This is a genomic window from Yoonia sp. F2084L (genome assembly GCF_023015625.1).
In the GTDB taxonomy this organism is placed as follows: Bacteria; Pseudomonadota; Alphaproteobacteria; order Rhodobacterales; family Rhodobacteraceae; genus Yoonia.
Genome location: NZ_JALKAH010000005.1, coordinates 256,725 through 276,166 on the forward strand (window position 1 = coordinate 256,725; position 19,442 = coordinate 276,166).

At 55.1% G+C, this 19,442-nt stretch carries 18 protein-coding genes and 1 pseudogene; 10 read left to right on the top strand and 9 right to left on the bottom strand.

The annotated features are described in order from the left end of the window. Window positions 1–46: 46 nt before the first annotated feature. Entirely contained in the window at window positions 47–1,069 is a 1,023-nt protein-coding gene (locus MWU60_RS15360) for a LacI family DNA-binding transcriptional regulator (protein WP_247228261.1), read from the top strand. Between the two features lie 64 nt (window positions 1,070–1,133). On the opposite strand, the gene MWU60_RS15365 is transcribed toward MWU60_RS15360, so the two are convergent. From MWU60_RS15365 to MWU60_RS15380, 4 genes are all read right to left on the bottom strand, one after another. Further along, window positions 1,134–2,600, bottom strand: coding sequence for a type IV pili methyl-accepting chemotaxis transducer N-terminal domain-containing protein (locus MWU60_RS15365; protein ID WP_247228262.1), 1,467 nt, complete (start codon window positions 2,598–2,600; stop codon window positions 1,134–1,136). 198 nt (window positions 2,601–2,798) lie between these two features. Continuing rightward, entirely contained in the window at window positions 2,799–4,379 is a 1,581-nt protein-coding gene (locus tag MWU60_RS15370) for a phosphate ABC transporter substrate-binding/OmpA family protein (RefSeq protein ID WP_247228263.1), read from the bottom strand. Window positions 4,380–4,623: 244 nt separating this feature from the next. Further along, complete coding sequence (locus MWU60_RS15375; protein ID WP_247228264.1) at window positions 4,624–5,343, bottom strand: hypothetical protein; 720 nt, start codon at window positions 5,341–5,343, stop codon at window positions 4,624–4,626. After that, window positions 5,300–5,581: a hypothetical protein gene (locus tag MWU60_RS15380; protein WP_247228265.1), complete on the bottom strand. Its 282-nt coding sequence runs from the start codon at window positions 5,579–5,581 to the stop codon at window positions 5,300–5,302. The genes MWU60_RS15375 and MWU60_RS15380 overlap by 44 nt, the downstream gene beginning before the upstream one ends. A gap of 160 nt (window positions 5,582–5,741) precedes the next feature. Between MWU60_RS15380 and MWU60_RS15385 the strand changes: the two genes are divergently transcribed. The 6 genes and pseudogenes from MWU60_RS15385 to MWU60_RS15410 all read left to right on the top strand — a co-directional run bounded on the left by MWU60_RS15385 (window position 5,742) and on the right by MWU60_RS15410 (window position 11,459). Beyond that, complete coding sequence (locus MWU60_RS15385) at window positions 5,742–6,230, top strand: hypothetical protein (protein ID WP_247228266.1); 489 nt, start codon at window positions 5,742–5,744, stop codon at window positions 6,228–6,230. A gap of 182 nt (window positions 6,231–6,412) precedes the next feature. Continuing rightward, the gene (locus MWU60_RS15390) at window positions 6,413–7,045 is read left to right on the top strand and encodes a ribonuclease HII (protein ID WP_247228267.1); all 633 of its coding nucleotides are present in this window, start codon (window positions 6,413–6,415) and stop codon (window positions 7,043–7,045) included. Between the two features lie 90 nt (window positions 7,046–7,135). Then, window positions 7,136–8,245, top strand: coding sequence for a site-specific DNA-methyltransferase (locus tag MWU60_RS15395; protein ID WP_247228268.1), 1,110 nt, complete (start codon window positions 7,136–7,138; stop codon window positions 8,243–8,245). 226 nt (window positions 8,246–8,471) lie between these two features. Beyond that, window positions 8,472–10,208, top strand: a complete 1,737-nt coding sequence (locus MWU60_RS15400; protein ID WP_247228269.1) for a DCC1-like thiol-disulfide oxidoreductase family protein — start codon at window positions 8,472–8,474, stop codon at window positions 10,206–10,208. Then, a pseudogene (locus MWU60_RS15405) lies at window positions 10,209–10,631 on the top strand (site-specific DNA-methyltransferase); the annotation flags it as partial. 552 nt (window positions 10,632–11,183) lie between these two features. Continuing rightward, window positions 11,184–11,459 (top strand): hypothetical protein, encoded by a 276-nt coding sequence (locus tag MWU60_RS15410; protein ID WP_247228270.1) that lies wholly within the window; start codon window positions 11,184–11,186, stop codon window positions 11,457–11,459. 95 nt (window positions 11,460–11,554) lie between these two features. Here the strand turns inward: MWU60_RS15410 and MWU60_RS15415 are convergent, their stop codons facing one another. The 3 genes from MWU60_RS15415 to mutY form a co-directional block, all read right to left on the bottom strand. Then, window positions 11,555–12,478 carry an MBL fold metallo-hydrolase gene (locus MWU60_RS15415; RefSeq protein ID WP_247228271.1) on the bottom strand — a complete coding sequence of 308 codons (924 nt, stop codon included), beginning with the start codon at window positions 12,476–12,478 and terminating at the stop codon, window positions 11,555–11,557. Between the two features lie 106 nt (window positions 12,479–12,584). Continuing rightward, entirely contained in the window at window positions 12,585–13,727 is a 1,143-nt protein-coding gene (locus tag MWU60_RS15420; protein ID WP_247228272.1) for an alkane 1-monooxygenase, read from the bottom strand. 53 nt (window positions 13,728–13,780) lie between these two features. Continuing rightward, entirely contained in the window at window positions 13,781–14,833 is a 1,053-nt protein-coding gene (gene mutY / locus MWU60_RS15425; protein ID WP_281493315.1) for an A/G-specific adenine glycosylase, read from the bottom strand. A 68-nt stretch (window positions 14,834–14,901) separates the two neighbouring features. On the opposite strand from mutY, the gene MWU60_RS15430 reads away from it, so the two are divergent. From MWU60_RS15430 to MWU60_RS15440, 3 genes are read left to right on the top strand one after another with little or no spacing between them, the layout of a single operon-like run. Continuing rightward, a complete protein-coding gene (locus MWU60_RS15430; protein WP_247228273.1) occupies window positions 14,902–15,420 on the top strand; it encodes a DUF721 domain-containing protein in 519 nt (172 codons plus the stop codon). 2 nt (window positions 15,421–15,422) lie between these two features. After that, a complete protein-coding gene (locus MWU60_RS15435) occupies window positions 15,423–16,088 on the top strand; it encodes a DsbA family protein (protein WP_247228274.1) in 666 nt (221 codons plus the stop codon). Between the two features lie 32 nt (window positions 16,089–16,120). Beyond that, a complete protein-coding gene (locus MWU60_RS15440; RefSeq protein ID WP_247228275.1) occupies window positions 16,121–17,242 on the top strand; it encodes a CaiB/BaiF CoA-transferase family protein in 1,122 nt (373 codons plus the stop codon). On the opposite strand, the gene lpxK is transcribed toward MWU60_RS15440, so the two are convergent. Then, the gene (gene lpxK, locus MWU60_RS15445) at window positions 17,239–18,225 is read right to left on the bottom strand and encodes a tetraacyldisaccharide 4'-kinase (protein ID WP_247228276.1); all 987 of its coding nucleotides are present in this window, start codon (window positions 18,223–18,225) and stop codon (window positions 17,239–17,241) included. The two genes, MWU60_RS15440 and lpxK, sit on opposite strands and share 4 nt — an antisense overlap. Next, a complete protein-coding gene (locus MWU60_RS15450; RefSeq protein WP_247228277.1) occupies window positions 18,226–19,422 on the bottom strand; it encodes a glycosyltransferase N-terminal domain-containing protein in 1,197 nt (398 codons plus the stop codon). Window positions 19,423–19,442: the final 20 nt, after the last annotated feature.

Below are 19,442 nucleotides of genomic sequence, written 5' to 3' on the forward strand. Positions count from 1 at the left end.
GCAAAGCCCCGCTAACAATAAGAAAACGACGGACGGGACCCTTCCTTTGACCAATACACCCAAGCGCCCTTTGACCCTGCGTGATGTCTCTGAGGCATCCGGGGTCAGCGAAATGACTGTCAGCCGCGTGTTGCGTAACAAAGGCGATGTCAGTGCGGCGACCCGCCAAAAGGTCCAAGATGCGGCGAAACGCCTGGGCTATGTGCCAAATAAAATCGCGGGTGCTTTGGCGTCGCAACGGGTCAATCTGGTCGCGGTCATCATTCCATCGTTGGGGAATATGGTGTTTCCCGAGGTGCTTTCGGGGATTTCTGAGACGCTGGAGGACACCGGATTGCAGCCGGTTGTTGGCGTGACGGATTACTTGCCTGAGAAAGAAGAGAAGGTCCTGTTTGAGATGCTGTCATGGCGCCCATCTGGGGTGATCATTGCAGGCTTAGAGCATTCCGAAGCTTCACAGGCGATGTTGCAGCAGGCCGGCATTCCGGTGGTTGAGATTATGGATACCGATGGTGAGCCGATTGACCACTGCGTCGGGATTTCGCATCGCCGCGCGGGGCGCAAAATGGCGGAAGAGATTATCGCGGCTGGTTACAAGCGTATCGGGTTTATGGGCACCAAGATGCCTTTGGATCACCGCGCCCGCAAGCGGTTCGAAGGGTTTACCCGTACTCTTGCCAAAGCCGGGATCGAGATTGCGGATCAGGAATTCTATTCGGGTGGATCCGCCCTTGCCAAAGGCCGCGAAATGACCGCGAAGATGTTGGAACGCACCCCTGATCTGGATTTTCTTTACTACTCAAACGACATGATTGGAGCCGGTGGTCTGCTTTATTTACTTGAGCAGGGCATTGACGTGCCGGGCAAGGTTGGTCTGGCTGGGTTCAATGGCGTTGAACTGCTTGATGGTCTGCCGCGCCAATTGGCAACGATGGATGCATGTCGGCGTGATATTGGTGTGAAAGCTGCACAGATTATTGCGGCGCTGAATGCGGGCGATGCTGTGCCTGACGGCCCTATTGTAGCGCTTGATCCGACATTGGCTGCGGGCGATACACTGCGTCGCTGATAGGCTCCAAGACATGAAAAAGGCGCCTGTGCCAAAGACAGGCGCCTTTCTTGTTTCTGCTCGATTACATCAAGTTTTGAACGTTCACACCAAATGTGACAGCGCCAATCACTTCGCCCGTTGCGGGGTCTTTGATGGATATGGATGCCTGTGATTGGTAAAAGCCTGTGCTGTCATCAAATTCGACTTCGCTGATGTGCAATGCATCTGGACCGACAAGATAGGTCTCTTGCCATTTGGCCTCATCGCCTTGCCAGTAGTCAGATGTTTCGACGCTTTGCGCGACATTCAGGCCCTTGTCATCCATGATAAACACTTCGGTGACAAAGCCGGCCGTGGCGTTCTGCTGCCCGCGCAACCATGCGGAAACAGGGTGCTCCAGAAGCTCTGATATCAGAGGGCCACCGCCGTCTCCGGCCTCTGCCCGCCACTGCTGATCAAGGGCGATCACTTCGTCCTCTGACAGGCCGGCGTGACGTGCATTTTGCGCTTTAATGGCTGCGATCAGTTCAGGATTGTCGAGCCATGTCGACAGTTCGCTGTCGGCATAGGCCTCAAGCGGGACACGGTAGACACCTTCCTGACCTGGTGTCGCGATCAGGTAAAGTGTGATTGCGTTTTGCATTTCAACCGAAAGGTCTTTGGCCAAAGCAACTGATGCGATCACATCTTCTGCATCCGGGGTCTGCCCTGCCAGTGTGTCGTCAAAGATGCTCTGACCTGACTGCCAGACGTCATAAGTCTGTATCAGGCTATTTTTGACGGCGTCATTTGGTGGTGGCTGAATTCCCACTTCAGGAAACCCATCCCGTAACGCGACCAAAGACAGCTCAAACAGCTCAACACTGCCCTTCAACTCTTCGAATGTTTCGTCATCTCCTGTGCCAGTCGCCAATTCGCATAAGGCGCGTGTCATCCGGAATGCCAGTTCGCGTTGGCGCACGGCAAAGTTCAACACTGTCGCATCGCTTTGCAGCAGCTCAATTGGGTTGGAGTATTGTCCAGACACTTCAGCAGCTAGGACTGTCGTTTGCTCAGAAAGGTCGCTGTAGGATTGGTTGATCAAAGCGGCGTCTTGTGCAGAGCCGGTCCCGTTCAACATCCGGTTTGCCGCGTCTTCCATCGGCATCCAGATATCTGCGGTGGCACTGATTTGCCGTAGCGTGCGTGCGCGCGTTTCAGGCGTTGGCATACCCAATGCGGGATCGCCGTTCCGAAGCCCGGCGATGATCGCATCAAAGTTGTCACGGGCCAATAACAAATCAGATTTTGCTGTGTCCGGGCCAATGTCGGCGTCTAAACGACAACTTGCAGATGCATTGGCCTCAGCCAGCGTGCGCAGTTCGGCGGATCGGTTAACCCGGGCCTTACCACCGTCATAAAGCGCCGAGTCTACAAATTGTTCATCGGCAGCGGCAGAGGTGACGTTCGCACCGACCGCTGTGCCCAGCGCCAGCAGAGCGGTGCATGTGGTGGCGACAAGTCTTGTGGCGGTGCGCGTCTTGGGTGTCGTGACTGTATATTGCGACATTGCGATGTCCTATTTTTATCAATGGATTACCTGCAACAGGTGCTACTAATACTCAGATATTGAATACAATAGGATGGCATAGCACAAACGCGTTCGGATATTCTCAATACCGTCGAACCGTTTGCACGCCCGTCCCTGGTGTTGGGCTGTGCCCGCCTGAAATACGAACGGCGGGCACATTAGCGTTAGACGATCAAGTTACGCAGGTGACTTGATCCAAACTTCAACGCGGCGGTTGATGCGGCGACCTTCGTCGCTGGTGTTGCAACCAGAAGGTGCGATCTCACCGAAGCCGACTGAGGAAACCGTAATGTCTGCTACACGGTCTCCACCTGAATTGCGCAGCTCATTTGCAACTTGCGCTGCACGTTGCTGTGACAAGGCCAGGTTGCCATCGAATTGGCCGACGTCATCGGTAAAGCCCACCATCAACAACTCTGTTCCCGCTGGCTGGGTTTCAAGATATTCAATCAGACGCTGTTTGTCGATCAGACCACGTTCATCCAACTGGGCAGAACCCGTACGAAAGCGGAATGTTGTCGACAGGCGATCAAAGTCAGCCATCTGGGCCAGCATCTGACGCATGAAGCCACCCTCATAAGCGTCGACGTCTTGGTTCAGAAGAGCACGTGCACGGTCACCGTCGAGCGGTTGCTCGCGACGGTCAACAGCAAAACCGATAAAGCCCGCCTTACCAATCAGGCTGTCTGCTTCGTCAGATGTAGCATACGTGACGAAATCACGTGTTTTATCACTTGCGGTGTCTTCACGTGTGTAAAGATAAAGGCGACGCTGAAGCGCATATTCTTCTGTACGTGCCGAGAACGCATTGGGCTGCATTGAGATTCCGCATTCGTTGACAATGCTCAGCGCATTTGCACCACGTTGGAAAGCATAACCGACGTAGCCGACAGCGCCTTCTGTTTGGTTAACGATCTGCGAAACGTCGCCGTTAGATTCTGCCACAATAGTTCCAGGCGCGTCAGATGTGTTGGCATCCCCAAAGATACGGTCTTCAAAGACATCGCGTGTACCAGAGCCTTCGGGACGGCTTACCACGGTGATTGCAAGGTCAGGACCACCCACTTGTGACCAGTTCGTGATTTGGCCGTTATAGATCTGCTGGACCTGCTGGGTTGTCAAAGAGTCGATTGGGTTTGCAGGGTTTGTCACCAGCACAAGGCTGTCGACCGCAATAATGTGTTCTTGGGCCGGGTTCACCATGTTGCCGGCACCGTCGTTGCGCAATGCACGCGCTTCGGCTGGCTGGATACGGCGCGATGACATGCTAATATCTGTCTGGCGCTCCAGTAGTTTTGCAAAACCGTCGGATGAACCTGACGATGTGACCAGGATCGAGGCAAGATCTTCACCAAAGCCCTGATCACCGATCAGTTCTGCAACGATGTCGTCGCCATTGCCGGTGTTCACAAGATCGGCGGCTGCGTCGATTGAACCTGCATAGCCTTCCAGTAGAAGTGGCATCAGACCCAGACCGACGGTGTCTGACCCTGCAATCGTGATGTCAACTTCGCCACCACCAAGTTCGGGACATGCAGCACCTTCGCAGTTTACCCGGCTTGCGGAGACGCGAAGTTCGCCTAGCGCGGTTGCAATAATATATGCGTTATCGCGAAAATCTACAAAGTCGCCAGTCATGTTCACTGTGCCGTCGCTTGATGTCAGCGTGACCTCTTGCGCGAATGCAAAGTTCGAAAGCGACAAGCTCCCTACCAGTGTCAGCATGCCTAACGCCGTGCTATTCCACTTTTTCGTCATTTATCCACTCCTGCGAGATTACTGCGCGCTTTGAGAAATTCAAAAGCATCTGCGCTGCCTCAAAAAATAATTCCTAGCGGCTATAAGGCGTGGCAAATGTGCGCAAAGTTAGGCAAATTTTTTCCAAACTGAGGGCAAATGCTGACAAATGGGACATATAGTTAACTAATCCCAGCCACACTAATTCTGGGTTGCACTTGTTTGTGCAAAAGCTGACGCAATCAAAATTTACCAGCAAATTCAACTAGATCATGCGTATGACGTCTTTATCAATCGCCAGTACATAGCCCTTTCGGGCGATATTCTTGACCAAAAGTTCACTCATCATCTGATTTCCGAGTGTATCACGCAATCGCTTGATTCGGGTAGCGCCAGCTGCCTCATCACAGTCGGCGGCATTGCGGCCCGAGATGACCCCTTCGATTTCGGCACCTGTCATGACTTCATCATCCATCCGGGCCTCGGCCAGAACAGACAGCGTTTCAATCGCCGCATCCGTCAGCTTGAATTCAAAGTCGTTGAGATAAACTGCCTTTTGATCGCGACTGATGGTTAGCGAGTTCACTTCAATCCCCTGACGCTCAATCCGGCCCATACGGCGGTTAAGCGCGATCAGCATGACAAGGAAGGCGACAGCGGCGACCAAAAGGGCCGTGGCAAAGATCAGCAGCACGAAGATAACAAAACGGTAAGATGCAAGCGTGTCGGAAAACGCGGTGCCGGACCCCGCGAGGATTTCAAGCAGTTTGATCTCGGCATTGCTGGTAAGATTGTCATTTTCCACAAACAACCGTTCAACCCGCATGTTGAATGCGTTGGCATCAGGCAGATTGATAAACAACAAAACGGCCGCAATCGCCAAAATCAGAACGATCGCCGCAATCCCAGCGACGACAATCCGGTTCCCGATTTCACGTGCCTCAGTAGCGGAGGAAGAAGTCACCTGCGCTGTCCTTTCTTTCATCAAGGCCCGCGTCATCAAAGACGCCAAGCACATTCAATAGCTGCCACCCGTTACCAGCCAACCGGTCGCGCAGTTGTCCTTCGGCTGAACCGACAGAACAGTCGCCGCGGACCTCTGCAACCCCATAGTGAAGCCGCAGCGGGTCGTCTTGCTTTGCCTTATAGTCGGCATAGCATGCCGCTTGTGCGACGGTCGCGCTCAACATCAGAGCCATGAATGAGAAAGAAAGTTGTTTCATATGCTCATCCTGATCCAAAGCCGTCCTGATATTCAATAACGCCTTATGTTATCGCGATGGCAATCGCATAACCATCCCCCGTTATTGTTTGGCAAGCAGGGTCTGCCCCATTTTCGGTTCATCGCCACCACGAAGGCACCGATACCGAAAGGACGAACACATGTTGAAACCATTGATTGCCGGGATAACCGCACTTTCACTGACCCTCGCCGCCGCAGTACCTGCACAGGCCCAGGGGATGAACCGCGAAGATGTTGGCAAGCTGTTGATCGGCCTGGCCGCCGTCGCTGTCATCGGCGCCGCCATTGAGGAAAACCGTGATCGGAACCGCGACCGCAGCACACCTGTGCATGATCGCCATGACTGGAACGGAATCAATCGTAATAACGACTGGTCTGATCTGAACCGTCAGCATTCCAGTAACCGCGACCGTCATCGCGCGCTGCCTCATGGTTGCTTGCGCACGGTCGAGACGCGTTTTGGCAATCAACGGATGTTCGGCAAACGCTGCCTGGAACGCAACTATCGCCACGTGAACAGTCTGCCTGATCGCTGTGCCGTCCGCATCTATACCAATGATGGCCCACGCCGTGGCTTTGATCCGCTGTGCCTGCGCGAGCAGGGCTTCCGTACAGATCGGCGTCACTAAGACGCTGTACCAAAGCGCGGTTTCCTGCCCCGGTCACCGCGCCACCTTGGGGGCTTGGTCTGATAACGAGTGCGCAGAGTAATGCGTAACGGACCAAGCGCCCATCACGGGGCAGAGAGGTTGGACATGGCTCTCTGCCCCTTTTTCCTTGAAGTTGCCCGTCGCATCTGGTGACTGATCTTATGACCAAACCCGATTTCAGTTTTGAGAAGGCCGCGCAAAAGCGTGGCTTTAGGCATATCGCAGGTGTTGATGAGGTCGGGCGCGGGCCGCTGGCGGGGCCGGTTGTGGCTGCTGCCGTGATCCTTGATCCCGCGAACATCCCCGACGGGCTGAACGACAGCAAGAAACTGACGGCCAAGCGGCGCGACGCGCTTTATGACGCGTTGCTGATAGCAGCAGATGTATCCATCGCCGAAGCGACCGTTGCCGAGATTGACGCACATAACATCCTGCGCGCGTCACACATCGCGATGGTGCGGGCGATTGCGGGCCTGTCGCAAGTGGTGGATCACGCTTTGATCGACGGCAACATGATCCCGCGTGATTTGGCCGTTTCGTCAGAGACGCTTATCAAGGGTGACGGTCGCAGTCTGAGCATCGCTGCGGCCTCTATCGTGGCGAAGGTGTGGCGTGACAGACACATGGTGACATTGGCGCAACAGCACCCCCACTACGGCTGGGATAAGAACGCAGGTTATCCTACAGCCCAACATAAATTGGGGCTTGAGCAGTTCGGAGTCACTGAACATCATAGGCGGTCGTTCAAGCCGATACACAACATCTTGTATCAAGATGAAAACCTAAGCGATTGAATCAATAATGTTTTTGACTTGGAATCGCCTCTGACTCACATTGGGCTCAACCAACAGAGCGGGACACCCGCCGGGGCTTAGAGGCAAGTTATGAAGACCAAGACGAAAGCACAGGAGGCGCAAGCGCTTCCCCTGAACACTATTGTGGACGGCGACTGCATCGAAGTGATGAACAGCCTGCCTGCGGGTTCTGTCGACCTGATCTTTGCTGATCCGCCCTATAACCTGCAACTGAAGGGTGATCTGCACCGCCCCGACAATTCCAAGGTTGATGCGGTTGATGACGCATGGGACCAGTTCGACAGCTTCAAAGTCTATGACAAGTTCACCCGCGAATGGTTGGCTGCCGCCCGCCGTCTACTGAAACCAAATGGCGCGATCTGGGTCATTGGCAGCTATCACAACGTTTTCCGCATGGGTGCTGAGTTGCAGAACCAGGGGTTCTGGATCCTCAACGATGTCGTGTGGCGCAAATCGAACCCGATGCCGAATTTTCGGGGCAAGCGTCTGACCAATGCCCATGAAACGCTAATCTGGGCTTCGAAAGAAGAGGCCAGCAAATACACCTTCAATTACGAAGCGCTCAAGGCCCTCAACGAGGGTGTTCAGATGCGGTCGGACTGGGTTCTGCCCATCTGCACCGGACACGAGCGGCTGAAGAATGAAGCCGGAGACAAAGCCCACCCCACTCAAAAACCGCAATCCCTCTTGCACCGCGTCCTGGTTGCCACCACGAACCCCGGCGATGTGGTCCTTGACCCCTTCTTCGGGACTGGCACCACGGGCGCGGTTGCAAAAATGCTGGGCCGCGATTTCATCGGGATCGAGCGCGAAGAAGCCTACCGCAAGGTGGCCGAAAAGCGCATCAAGAACACCCGCAAGTTCGACAAAGAGGCGTTGGAGGTCTCTACCTCCAAACGTGCCGAACCCCGCGTTGCGTTCGGTGTGCTGGTAGAGCGCGGCATGCTGCGCCCCGGCGAAGAATTGTGGAGCATGAACGGTCGTCACAAAGCCAAGGTCCGTGCGGATGGCACGTTGATCGGTGACGACATCAAAGGATCAATCCATCAGGTCGGGGCGCATCTGGAAGGTGCGCCAAGCTGTAACGGCTGGACCTATTGGCAGTTTAAACGCGACGGGCAAAAGGTGCCCATTGATCTGCTGCGCCAGCAGATCCGCTCCGAGATGGCGAAGCACTAAGTTTCACCAAAGTTGATACCGCCGGTGCTCACGGCAAGCCTTTTCAATGGTGGAAAGGTCCGCGAGCACTAACTTTTCCCCCGCCATCCATATGTGATGGCGGGGTTTTTTATCGTTGTGTCGAAATCGGGCAGATCATCCCTAAAATCGTCATATTCTCTCGGCAAATTCAGATTAAAGACTAGAGCTTAACGCACCAAAGACGTGACATGAGGCACTGCAGAGCATGGCAGCCAAAATTTACTATGACGGCGAATGCCCGTTTTGTACCAGCTACGTGGGCTTGGTCCATTTGCGTGAAGCAGTCGGGCAAGTGGACCTGATCAACCTGCGTGAGCACGTCGCCATGCGTGAGGAGCTGACGCAAGAAGGCTATGACCTTGACCAAGGCATGGTCGTCGACATCGACGGCAAGCGTGTTGGTGGCGCTGAGGCGACACATCTATTGGCGACACTTTCTACATCATCAGGTTGGTTCAATCGTCTGAACAGAGCGATCTTTAGCGTCCGCTGGCTGTCTGCGTTCATCTATCCGTTCTTACGCAGTGGCCGCTGGTTCACGTTATTCCTAATGGGGCGACGCACGATCAACGATGCGGATGGCAGAGCCGAAGAACGGCAAAAGATCTTTGGTTTGATCTTTGCACTCTTCTCTGTTTTCCACGTTATTATCTTCTTGTTAGAACCCGGACGATGGCCCGGCGGCCCGGATATCATCGCAATATTCATCGCAGCGCTTTTGTTGCTGTCTCGGCCGAGCTCAGCCAGACTTTTGTTTGTACTCGTCCTGTTCAGTACTATCAGCACAGTCCTGCAAGCCCCCTCGCAATCAAACCACACAATGCTCAGGACTATGATGTTGATTGGGTATTGGCTGTCTTTTCTTTACGCAATGATCGCAAGCAGACCGGTAGGTGATATCTTTGCCAATTTTACTTTGGCAGGGCGCGGCGCTCTGTTGGTGATGTATTTCTTTGGCATTTTTCATAAGCTCAACACCGGCTTCCTTGACCCTGAATACAGCTGTGCAATAGCTCTTTGGGACAAGATGCTGCCTCCCATTAGTTGGGTGCAGTCGGTTTACATCGACTACGCAGCGATCTACGGCACCTTTGTTGCCGAAGGTTTGTTAGTTCTGGCGCTACTGAATCCCAAGACCCGCCACATTGGTATGATCGGTGGAATCCTTTTCCACACTTTGCTGGCCTTAAGTAGCTATTCAGCCTATATCGGTTTCACGACATTGGCGATTTCGTTGCATATGCTGTTCCTCAGTCGACAACAGCTCGACAATATCAATATGACCAAGGACATGGCCTGGTTGGAAGAGCGTGCTGGGCAGTGGACCAACAAGCTCGCGCTTCTAATTCTTTTGGTCGTTGGCGTCTTTTGTATGCTTCTAAGGCGTTATGATTTGGCAAGTTTGTGTTTCTTGCCGGCCGTCTTTGTTGTTTGCTTTCTTATCTTCCGACATGGCCGTGCGATCGATGGAGATCGCACATTAGTTCATAGTAAAGTAGCTTACCTGATTGGTGCGTTTATCACAGTCCTTTACTTCGCGAATGGGGCGATGCCCTACGCCGGGCTAAAGACCGCGCAAGCTGTCAATATGTTTGCTAACCTTAGGATTGAAGGTGGTGTTAGCAATCACATTGTCTTTTCGGAACCACCCAGTCTCTTCGGATATCTTGATGATGTGGCGAGTATCACAGCAGAGGGAACTACAGAAGTGATGCTGCCAAATGATAAACCAGAAGTTGGAGTAGTATACTATGATTTGCTGGCAAGACTTGCAGACAATCCGGATCTTCGCGTTAGCTTTACGATGAATGGTCAAACATATGAAGACGTCAGTAGCACTGACTTGCAAGCAGACATCGATGCGCGATTGCATCATCCTTTCATTCGAAAGTTCTTTAATTTTCGGACAGTCAAATTGTCGGAGCCATGGAGTTGCCGGTAAACAACCGGCGCAGTTGCAAAGATGCTGGGCCGCGATTTCAACGGGATTGAGCGTGAAGAGGCGTACCGCAAGGTGGCCGAAAAGCGCATCAAGAACACCCGCAAGTTCGACAACGAAGCGCTGTAGGTGTCCACTTCCAAACGCGCTGAACCACGCGTTGCGTTCGGTGTCCTGATCGAGCGCGGCATGCTGCGCCCCGGTGAGGAATTGTGGAGCATGAATGGCCGGCACAAAGCAAAGGTCCGTGCGGATGGCACGTTGATCGGTGACGACATCAAAGGATCAATCCATCAGGTCGGGGCGCATCTGGAAGGTGCGCCAAGCTGTAACGGCTGGACCTATTGGCAGTTTAAACGCGACGGGCAAAAGGTGCCCATTGATCTGCTACGCCAGCAGATCCGCTCAGAGATGGCGAAGCATTAACGGCGTTTGATCTTACAGAAAAGGATATGCATCCATTGTCGCGTTCGCAGGCAGGCGAAGCCTGACAAGAGGCAGCGAAACATGGGTTCCCTTAAAGATCAAATGACGGCTTCACCAAAGTTGATACCGCCGGTGCCTGCGGCAAGCCCTTTCAATGGTGGAAGGGCCCGTAAGCACTAACTTTTCCCCCGCCATCCCTAGTGATGGCGGGGTTTTTTCGTGGAGGGCAGGTTTGGACCCTGATTGAGCGCGTTTGTGTTTGTCACTTTGCGCAAATTTAAATACTTGTGGTGCATGGCTTCAGGAAGCAACAGAGATGCTGCCAGACGCGAGTTAGTCCGACTTCTGGAGGGTTTGGAGTGCTATCGCTCATGGAAGATTTCATGCATAGAACGCGATAAAGGTTTAGTCACCGAAGATGACCTAAATCAGGTCGTCATGCCGAGTTCCTTCTTCCTTCAGGTCTTTGACGAAACAAAAGGCAGCGGCAGTGCAGCGATAATCAGAGAGGTTCGACAGTAGTACTCTCATACAGCTAGCGACCTGTTCCATATGATGAATTCTGGCAATGAAGCATGTGTCACTGATGCGAAGCAGTTTCTTGAACACTTCCCAAGAGAGGTAGGGTTTGATTTCTATGCCGAAGCGGGTCTTCTCCGAGAAATGGCCAAAAAGGCGTTAAATTCACGCAAGATTATGAACCGAGGGGACTATCACGCTCTGATGGAGCTTGAGAATGATCTGTCACAGGCGGTTTTAGCCTCAGAAGAACTGGCGGAAATCTCAGAACTCCTCCGTGAAGTCGAGAATGGTGCAGATGGGGGGTAATGGCAACTTGGTTCCACAAAGCTGCTTTCAAATCCCAGCTGCGTTAAACGTTCCCCGCCATCCAATGTAATGGCGGGGGTTTTTTCTTTGGCGGCCTAACCTACCAATTGCCCGGCCTCAGGCACCCAGCGGAATTCTGCCCCATCTGTGCCCGTATCGACATAGCCCACCGCAGGGAAGGGCATGTGATAGCCGATTGCAGGCACACGGTCAGCAGCGATCATACCAAGCACATTGCGGCGGCTGGCTGCTGCGGCCTCTTTATCCGCGTCAAAGCGTACTTCCCAATCGGGGCGTGCCAATGACCATACCGGGTGGTTTGCCAGATCGGCAAAAATGACAAGCCCGCTGCCTGCGCTTTCGATGCGGTAGACCATGTGGCCGGGTGTGTGGCCAAACGCAGCCATCCCTGTGATCCCGGAAACAACATCATCACCATCGCCAAGGAAGGTCATCATATCGGCCATCGGGCGCACGTTGGCGTCAAAGCCTTCATTGCCAGCGGCCGCCCAGTGATCATATTCGACCTGCCCGGTCACGTAGCGGGCGTTGGCAAAGGTCGCCGTACCATTGCTCATCAGGCCACCGATGTGGTCGCCATGCATATGGGTCAACACAACGATATCGACCTGATCGGCTGTGTAGCCTGCGCTTTCGATTGCGGCGGTGGTCGCCTCAGCATTCAGGCCAGTGTCAAACAGTACCAGTTCAGCACCGGTATTGATCAGTGTTGGTGTGAAGAAAAAGTTAGAGCTTTCTGTCGAAAGAAAGTTTTGCTGACTGACCTCGGCGAACTCAGCCTCAGACACGTTCATGCCAAAGATGCCTTGTGGGTTCTCGCGGGGCGCTGTCCCGCCAAGAATTGTCGTGACTTCAAAATCGCCGATCGCAAAGCGGCGATGGTTGGCCATGCTTGGCCCTTTCATGGGCGCTTCAGCCTGCGCGGCACCGGCGGCAAGTCCGGCCATCGGCAGCGCTGCCCCTGCGGTGAGAAGCTTGCGTCGTGAAAAATGTGTCATTGTTCGTCCTCCAATGGCGTTATCATTAACGCTTTTACATAGCTGGAGATAAGACAAAGGCCACAATGGCACAGCACAGTTTCGTGAAATCGCGGTGGATGGTGCCCTAACGTGGCATCGGATTTGTTGCCCGCTTGTAAGGCTCCCAATCCTTTATCTCGGGATAATACTGCTTGCGCCAAGCCTTGACCCGCGGGTTCATCGTCTTGCGCCACAGTATCGGCACCAAGGCCATCATCGTCATAAGAGGATAGCCAAAGGGAAGTTGCGGGGCCTCATCGTCATCATAAGTCTGCAACAGTGGAAACCGCCGGTTTGGTTTGTAGTGGTGGTCTGAGTGTCGCTGCAGATTGATCAGCAACCAGTTCGACGCCTGTTGCGTCGCGTTCCATGAATGCCGTGGCAGGACGTGTTCGTATTTGCCATCACCAAGGTGCTTGCGTGTCAGACCGTAGTGTTCGACGTAGTCGACCAACTCAAGCTGGAAGATCGCCCAAAACGCTTGCACCGTGAACAGGAATACACCCCAGCCGCCGCCGATGATCCACGCCAGCAGGACGAAACCAGCCTGTAATCCAAGATAGAGCCAGAACGGGTTGGACCGATGGAACCACGGCAGGGATTTGCGGGCGAGCATCCCTTTTTCGGCTTTGAAGGATGAAACCAACGATTGGTAAAGCACACGCGGGAAGAAGCGGTAAAAGCTTTCACCATAGCGCGCGGTCACAGGGTCGCGCGGCGTCCCGATGTAACGGTGATGGACCAGCAGATGCTCGGACCGAAAGTGTGAATACAAGACCGACGCCAGCAGGATATCCGCCATCCAGCGTTCCAGCTTGGGCTTTTGGTGCATCAGTTCATGGGAATAGGTGATCCCGATGGTGCCGGACAGAATGCCAAGGGCGGCGAACAAGAGCCATTCTTCAACCCCGCTCAGATGATCAGTCTGCACGACATAGAGCATAATCCCGAAGATCGTGAACAACTGGACTGGTGTCCAAAGCAAGGTGATCAACTGATACCAGAAAAGTTGATCCTCTGGCGTTTCAAGGTCGGGGTTTTGCGTGTTCTGCCCAACGACATAGTCCAGCCCGGTAAACAGATACCATGTAGACAATGGCAAAAGCGCGATGGTCCATCCCCCGTACATAGCGGCAATGATCGCCAAGGGCACCAGACCCAGCGACAGCCAGAATGGCAATGCGGTGCTGAGACGGGCGAATTTGGGTGTGCCGGGGACTGCGGTCATCGTGAGCTCTCGCGTTTTGGTTTGGCCTCAGCCTACTGAGTATCTCGCATTTATCAAATATCGCGTAACGTCACATGCGCCAGATCAAAGACCTTACGCATCGCGGTTGGCAGTGCCGTGGGGCTGAAGTCCTGTGGGGACAGGAACTGTCCGCGCAAAGGCTGTGTGTCGCTTTCGGCATGGACGGTCATGATTCTCAGCCGCAGATGAAAATGCGTGAATGTGTGGCGCGCTTCGGCATCCAGAGGCTGCCAATCAGCCTCAAACGGTGGGTTTTCCTCTGGCTGATCGCACCAGTCTGATCCGGGCCAGCCGAGCATGCCGCCAAGCAAGCCTTTTTCAGGGCGGGTTTCCAGCAGCCACGCACCATCAGGTCGACGCGCGACATAGACGATGCCAAATCGCGTCGGCGTTTTCTTCTTTGGTGTCTTTTTTGGCAATTCCGCCGCCGTTCCCGCGACGCGGGCTGCACACGGGTCGCGCCATGGGCAGATGCCGCAGGCCGGGCTGCGCGGAGTGCAGATTGTCGCCCCAAGGTCCATCACGGCTTGCGCATAATCCCCGGGGCGTTCTTGCGGGGTCAGTGCCTGCGCCTTTTGCGTCAGTGCGGCCTTCGATCCGGGCAATGGTTCGTGGATATCATACAAACGCGCCATGACGCGCTCTACGTTTCCATCCACCACCGTTTCCGGGCGGTCAAAGGCGATGGCCGAAATTGCGGCAGCAGTATAAGGTCCTATGCCCGGAAGCTTGAGCAATGCCTCATATGTATCAGGGAAAGCCCCGCCATAGTCGGCGACCACAGCGCGTGCGCATTTCAGCAAGTTGCGGGCGCGGGCATAATACCCCAGACCCGCCCATGCAGCCATGACATCAGCATCCTCTGCGGCAGCCAGATCAATGACGGTCGGCCAAATTTCCAGAAATTTGCGATGGTAGTCGCGCACGGCCGCAACAGTCGTTTGCTGCAACATCACCTCGGACATCCAGACGGCGTAGGGGTCTGGCAAAACGCCCGCTTTTCGATCAGCGGGCGACACCCGCCACGGCATCTCGCGCGCGTGCACGTCATACCATGCCAAAAGCTCTGAACTGAGGTCACGCAATGTTTATTACCCGTTTCATCCTGCGACACAGACTTGGCGCATTCATCATCTTAGAGTAGGGCTTAGATATGAAACGGCCACGCCACACCAGCACCACGCGCGGATTTTCCCGCGCGGCGACGTTGATGCAAAGCAACATTCGCAAAGCCAGCGAAGATCGCGGTTTTGCGGTGACACGGCTATTGACGCATTGGGCCGAGGTCGTTGGTGAAGCGACGGCAAAAATCGCAACGCCTGTGAACGTCAGCTACGGCAAAGGCGGGATGGGGGCCACGCTGACGGTGCTGACGACCGGCGCGCAGGCCCCGATGCTAGAGATGCAAAAAGAACAAATACGCGAAAAAGTGAATGCCTGTTACGGGTATCGCGCGATTTCACGCGTGCGGGTCACGCAGACGGCACCAACGGGTTTTGCGGATGGGCGCGTGGCCTTTACACCCGCCCCCAAAGTTCAGAAAACACCGGATGCAGCGATGCAATCTGTGGCATATGACCTATCTAAGAACGTGGAAAACGAAAAACTCCGCGCGGCGCTGACGGCGCTGGGCGCGAACGTCCTAACAAAACAAAACTCTAATCAGAGGTAGATATGAAACGTAGAACTCTTTTGACCGCAGGTGGCGGCGCTTTGGTGGCTTTGGGTGCCGGTTGGACACTCACACGGCCTGATCCACAATCAGGACTTTTGCCCGGCGCGGCTATGGCGCAAAGCGCAGATGGCGAACTGCCTGAAGTTATTGAAATGGTGCAAGGCGATCCAAATGCCGCTGTCGAAGTGATCGAGTACGCGTCTTTCACCTGTCCGCATTGCGCGACTTTTCATGCCAACCAGTATCAGGCGCTGAAGGCGAACTATATCGACACTGGGCGGATCAAGTTCGTGTATCGCGAAGTCTATTTTGATCGTCCGGGCCTGTGGGCGTCGATGATCGCGCGTTGCAACGATGATTCTGAGTTCTTCTTTGCCTTCTCTGAGCTGCTTTACTCTGAGCAACGCGCATGGCTGGCCTCGGGCGATCCGGCTGGCATTATCGAAGACCTGCGGACCTTGGCCAAAACAGCCGGGTTGGATAATGAAACGCTTGATGCATGTCTCAGCGACGGACCAAAAGCTGAGGCCCTGTTCACTTGGTATCAAGAGAATGCGGAACGTGATGGCATCAGCTCAACCCCGACATTCATGATTGATGGTCGCCAGCATTCAAATATGACCTATGATGAATTCGCTGAAATTCTGGATGGGAAGCTGGGCTAAGTCGGCCTGCGCGTGAACTGAAAGCATATGCGATGCAGCCTCTTGCGGGCCTGAAAGTTGTGGAATTGGCGCGGGTCCTTGCGGGCCCGCTTGCCGGTCAGACACTTGCTGATCTTGGGGCCGAGGTGATCAAGATCGAAAGCCCGCAAGGCGATGATACCCGCCAATGGGGTCCGCCCTTTGTGGATCATGATGGCGAAGAAAGTGCCGCCTATTTTCATTGCTGCAATCGGGGCAAGAAATCGGTGGTTATCGACTTTCGCACGCCCGAAGGCCAAGCGCAGGTCAAGCATTTGGTTGCTGACGCGGATATCCTGATTGAGAATTTCAAAGTTGGCGGCTTGGCAAAATACGGGTTGGATTATGACAGCCTTGCTGCGCTCAACTCGCGTTTGATCTATTGCTCAATCACGGGTTTTGGACAGGACGGCCCCTACGCCAAACGCGCCGGTTATGACTATATCATCCAAGGGATGTCCGGCCTGATGTCCGTGACAGGGGACCCTGATGGTCAGCCGCAGAAGGTGGGTGTGGCCGTCACCGATATCTTTACCGGGATCTATGCCTGCACCGGTATTCTTGCGGCGGTCAATCAGCGCCACACAACTGGCAAAGGTCAGCATATTGATATGGCCCTGTTGGATGTGGCGACTGCGGTGATGACCAATCAGGGCATGAATTATCTGGCGACCGGCAATGCACCGATACGCATGGGCAATGCGCACCCCAATATCGTGCCGTATCAGGTCTTTGGCTGCGCCGATGGTCACATCATCGTCGCCAGCGGCAATGATGGCCAGTATCGTCATTTTTGCGCGTTGCTGGGCGTGCCGGAACTGGCGGACCACCCCGACTATGCAACCAATGCCGCCCGGCTATCGAACCGCGACAAGCTGGCAGCACTTTTGACAGCAAAGACGCTTGAATGGTCAAAGATAGACCTGCTTGCTGCTTGCGAAGCGGGTGGCGTGCCGGCCGGTCCGATCAATGACATGCAAGAGGCATTTGCCGACCCCCAAGTGATCCACCGCGGTATGCGTGTTGACCTGGATGGTATCCCCTCGGTCCGTTTGCCCATCACGTTTTCTGATGCTGACGTCAGCCCGAAAACAGCATCACCTAAGCTGGGTGCCGATCAGGACCTGCTGGACTAAAGCCCCAGCCGATCAAAGGCTGCGTCAACAGGCCCCCAATCGACCAACTGCAATCGCACTGGTAATGTCAGCACCTTCATACGAAAGCTGTCGGGCAGGCGCACCGCGTCCTTTTCGGTTGTGACCAATTGCGCCTTGCGCGCCTCGGCCTCGATCTCAAGCCGTTTCATCAGGGCGTCAGTCAGCGGCTGGTGATCGCCCAGCGCCTCGGTCCGGACCAAATTGGCCCCCATATCGCGCAGCGTGACAAAGAACTTTTCCGGATGCCCAATCCCCGCAAAGGCCAAAAGCTTGAGGTCGCGCCACGGCATCCCCGTGGGCAGAGGGGCCAGATGTCCAACAAGGTGCGGAATAACCGACGTCCATTGTCCGCTGAACCGATCCTGATCGCGCGGCGGACCAATTGAGAGGAGCAGATCAGCCCGGTTCAACCCTGCCGCAACGGTTTCGCGCAACGGACCTGCCGGAATGACGCGCCCGTTGCCAAAGCCGCGCAGGGCATCCACCACAACAATTGAAAGGTCCTTGGTGACATCCGGATTTTGAAACCCATCGTCCAGCAGGATCACATCTGCACCGGCCTCTTGCGCGGCCCGCACACCAGCGGAACGGTCCTTGGCAACCCAAGTCGGCGCAAATGCTGCGAGCAATAGCGGCTCGTCCCCGGTCTGATCGGCTTTGTGCGTACGCTCATCGACACGAATGGGCCCTTCAAGGCTGCCGCCATACCCGCGCGAGACAACATGCGGCGCGCGTCCGCGCGTGATCAAGCGCTCAATCAGCGCAATCGTTGTGGGTGTCTTTCCGGTGCCGCCTGCGTTGATGTTGCCAACGCAAATAACGGGCACATTGGCGGTGATCTTGGCAGGTTTTGCGACCCTGCGGCGGGTTGCGGCACCATATATTGCCGCCAATGGTGCCAGCAATCGCGCGGCCCATGCCGGTCGATCAGGTGGCGTGAACCAGAAAGACGGCGCGCGCATCTATTGCACCATCTCTTCCAGACGCAGTTGAATAAAAGCGGCGATCCTATTCGTCACCGTCGCCCCGCGCGACGTGACATCCCAAGCGGCATGGGCAAGCTGAGCTGTCTTATCGGTGGCCAAAAGGCTTTCCACAGTGGGCCCCAGATCAGCCGCAGACCGGATGAGCCGCGATGCATCAGCGGCATTGAGCCGGGCCGCGTGCCGCTGAAACGGGGATACTTGCGGGCCATAAAGCACCGCCGACCCCAATGCCGCAGCCTCAAACGGGTCACGGCAACCGCCACCATCCAACGTGCCGCCCAGATAGGTGATCGGAGCGATGCGATACCAAAGCCCCAGTTCATCCTCTGTGTCGGCGATGTAGACTTGGGTAATGTCCGACGGGTTCGGTTGTTTGGATTGCATCGCCACATTGAACCCATGACGCCGCATGTTGTCAGCCATCGGGATGGCCATGACAGGATGCCTTGGCACGATGATCAGCAGCAGCCGGTGCGCGCGTCTGCTGGCAAATTGATGCGCTTTGGCAAGGTGGTCACTCTCATCGAGTTGTGCGGCTGCCGCCAGCCAGACCGGGCGGGTGCCAATAGCGGCCGCCACTTCGCTCCTGTCGGTTTCGTCGCAGGGCAGGGTCGGGGCCGCATCTTCCATCGGGCCGGTGACCAAAACCGTGTCTTCCGGAGTACCTGCGCGGATCAGGCCAGCTGCGGCATGCTGGTCCAGCGCAAGTACGGCCTCAAACTGTGACAGCAATGACCGCATCGCACCGGGCACCCATGTGCCTGCAATATCATCAAGCCCCTCTGCCGTGGCATCGACAAGCATGGCGACGATACCGGCTGCGCGCATCTCGGTCAGTAGAATGGGGTCAAGGTCGCCTTTCATCCAGACACACATCGCAGGTTGCCAGTGAGCGATGAAATTCTGAATGTTCTGCTTGCCCATCGGTTCCGGCAAAGCACGTTTGGCATAAACCGGGTTCCAGTCCAGCATCGTTGCGATGATGTGCAATGGATCGCCGTCTTCAGCCAGCTTTCGGGCCAGCGTTTCGACGGCCATCAACTGATCGGGGTGGCTGCATCGGGCCCAGATGATTGTCCCTTCCGGGCGCGGCGGCTGTTCTGTCGGGTCTCTGGGGCGGTCGGGTGATCCCAGCCCGGCCAGATAGGCAGCAATAGCGAGGGATCTTGCCATTCTTTTGGTCCTCGGTGGTT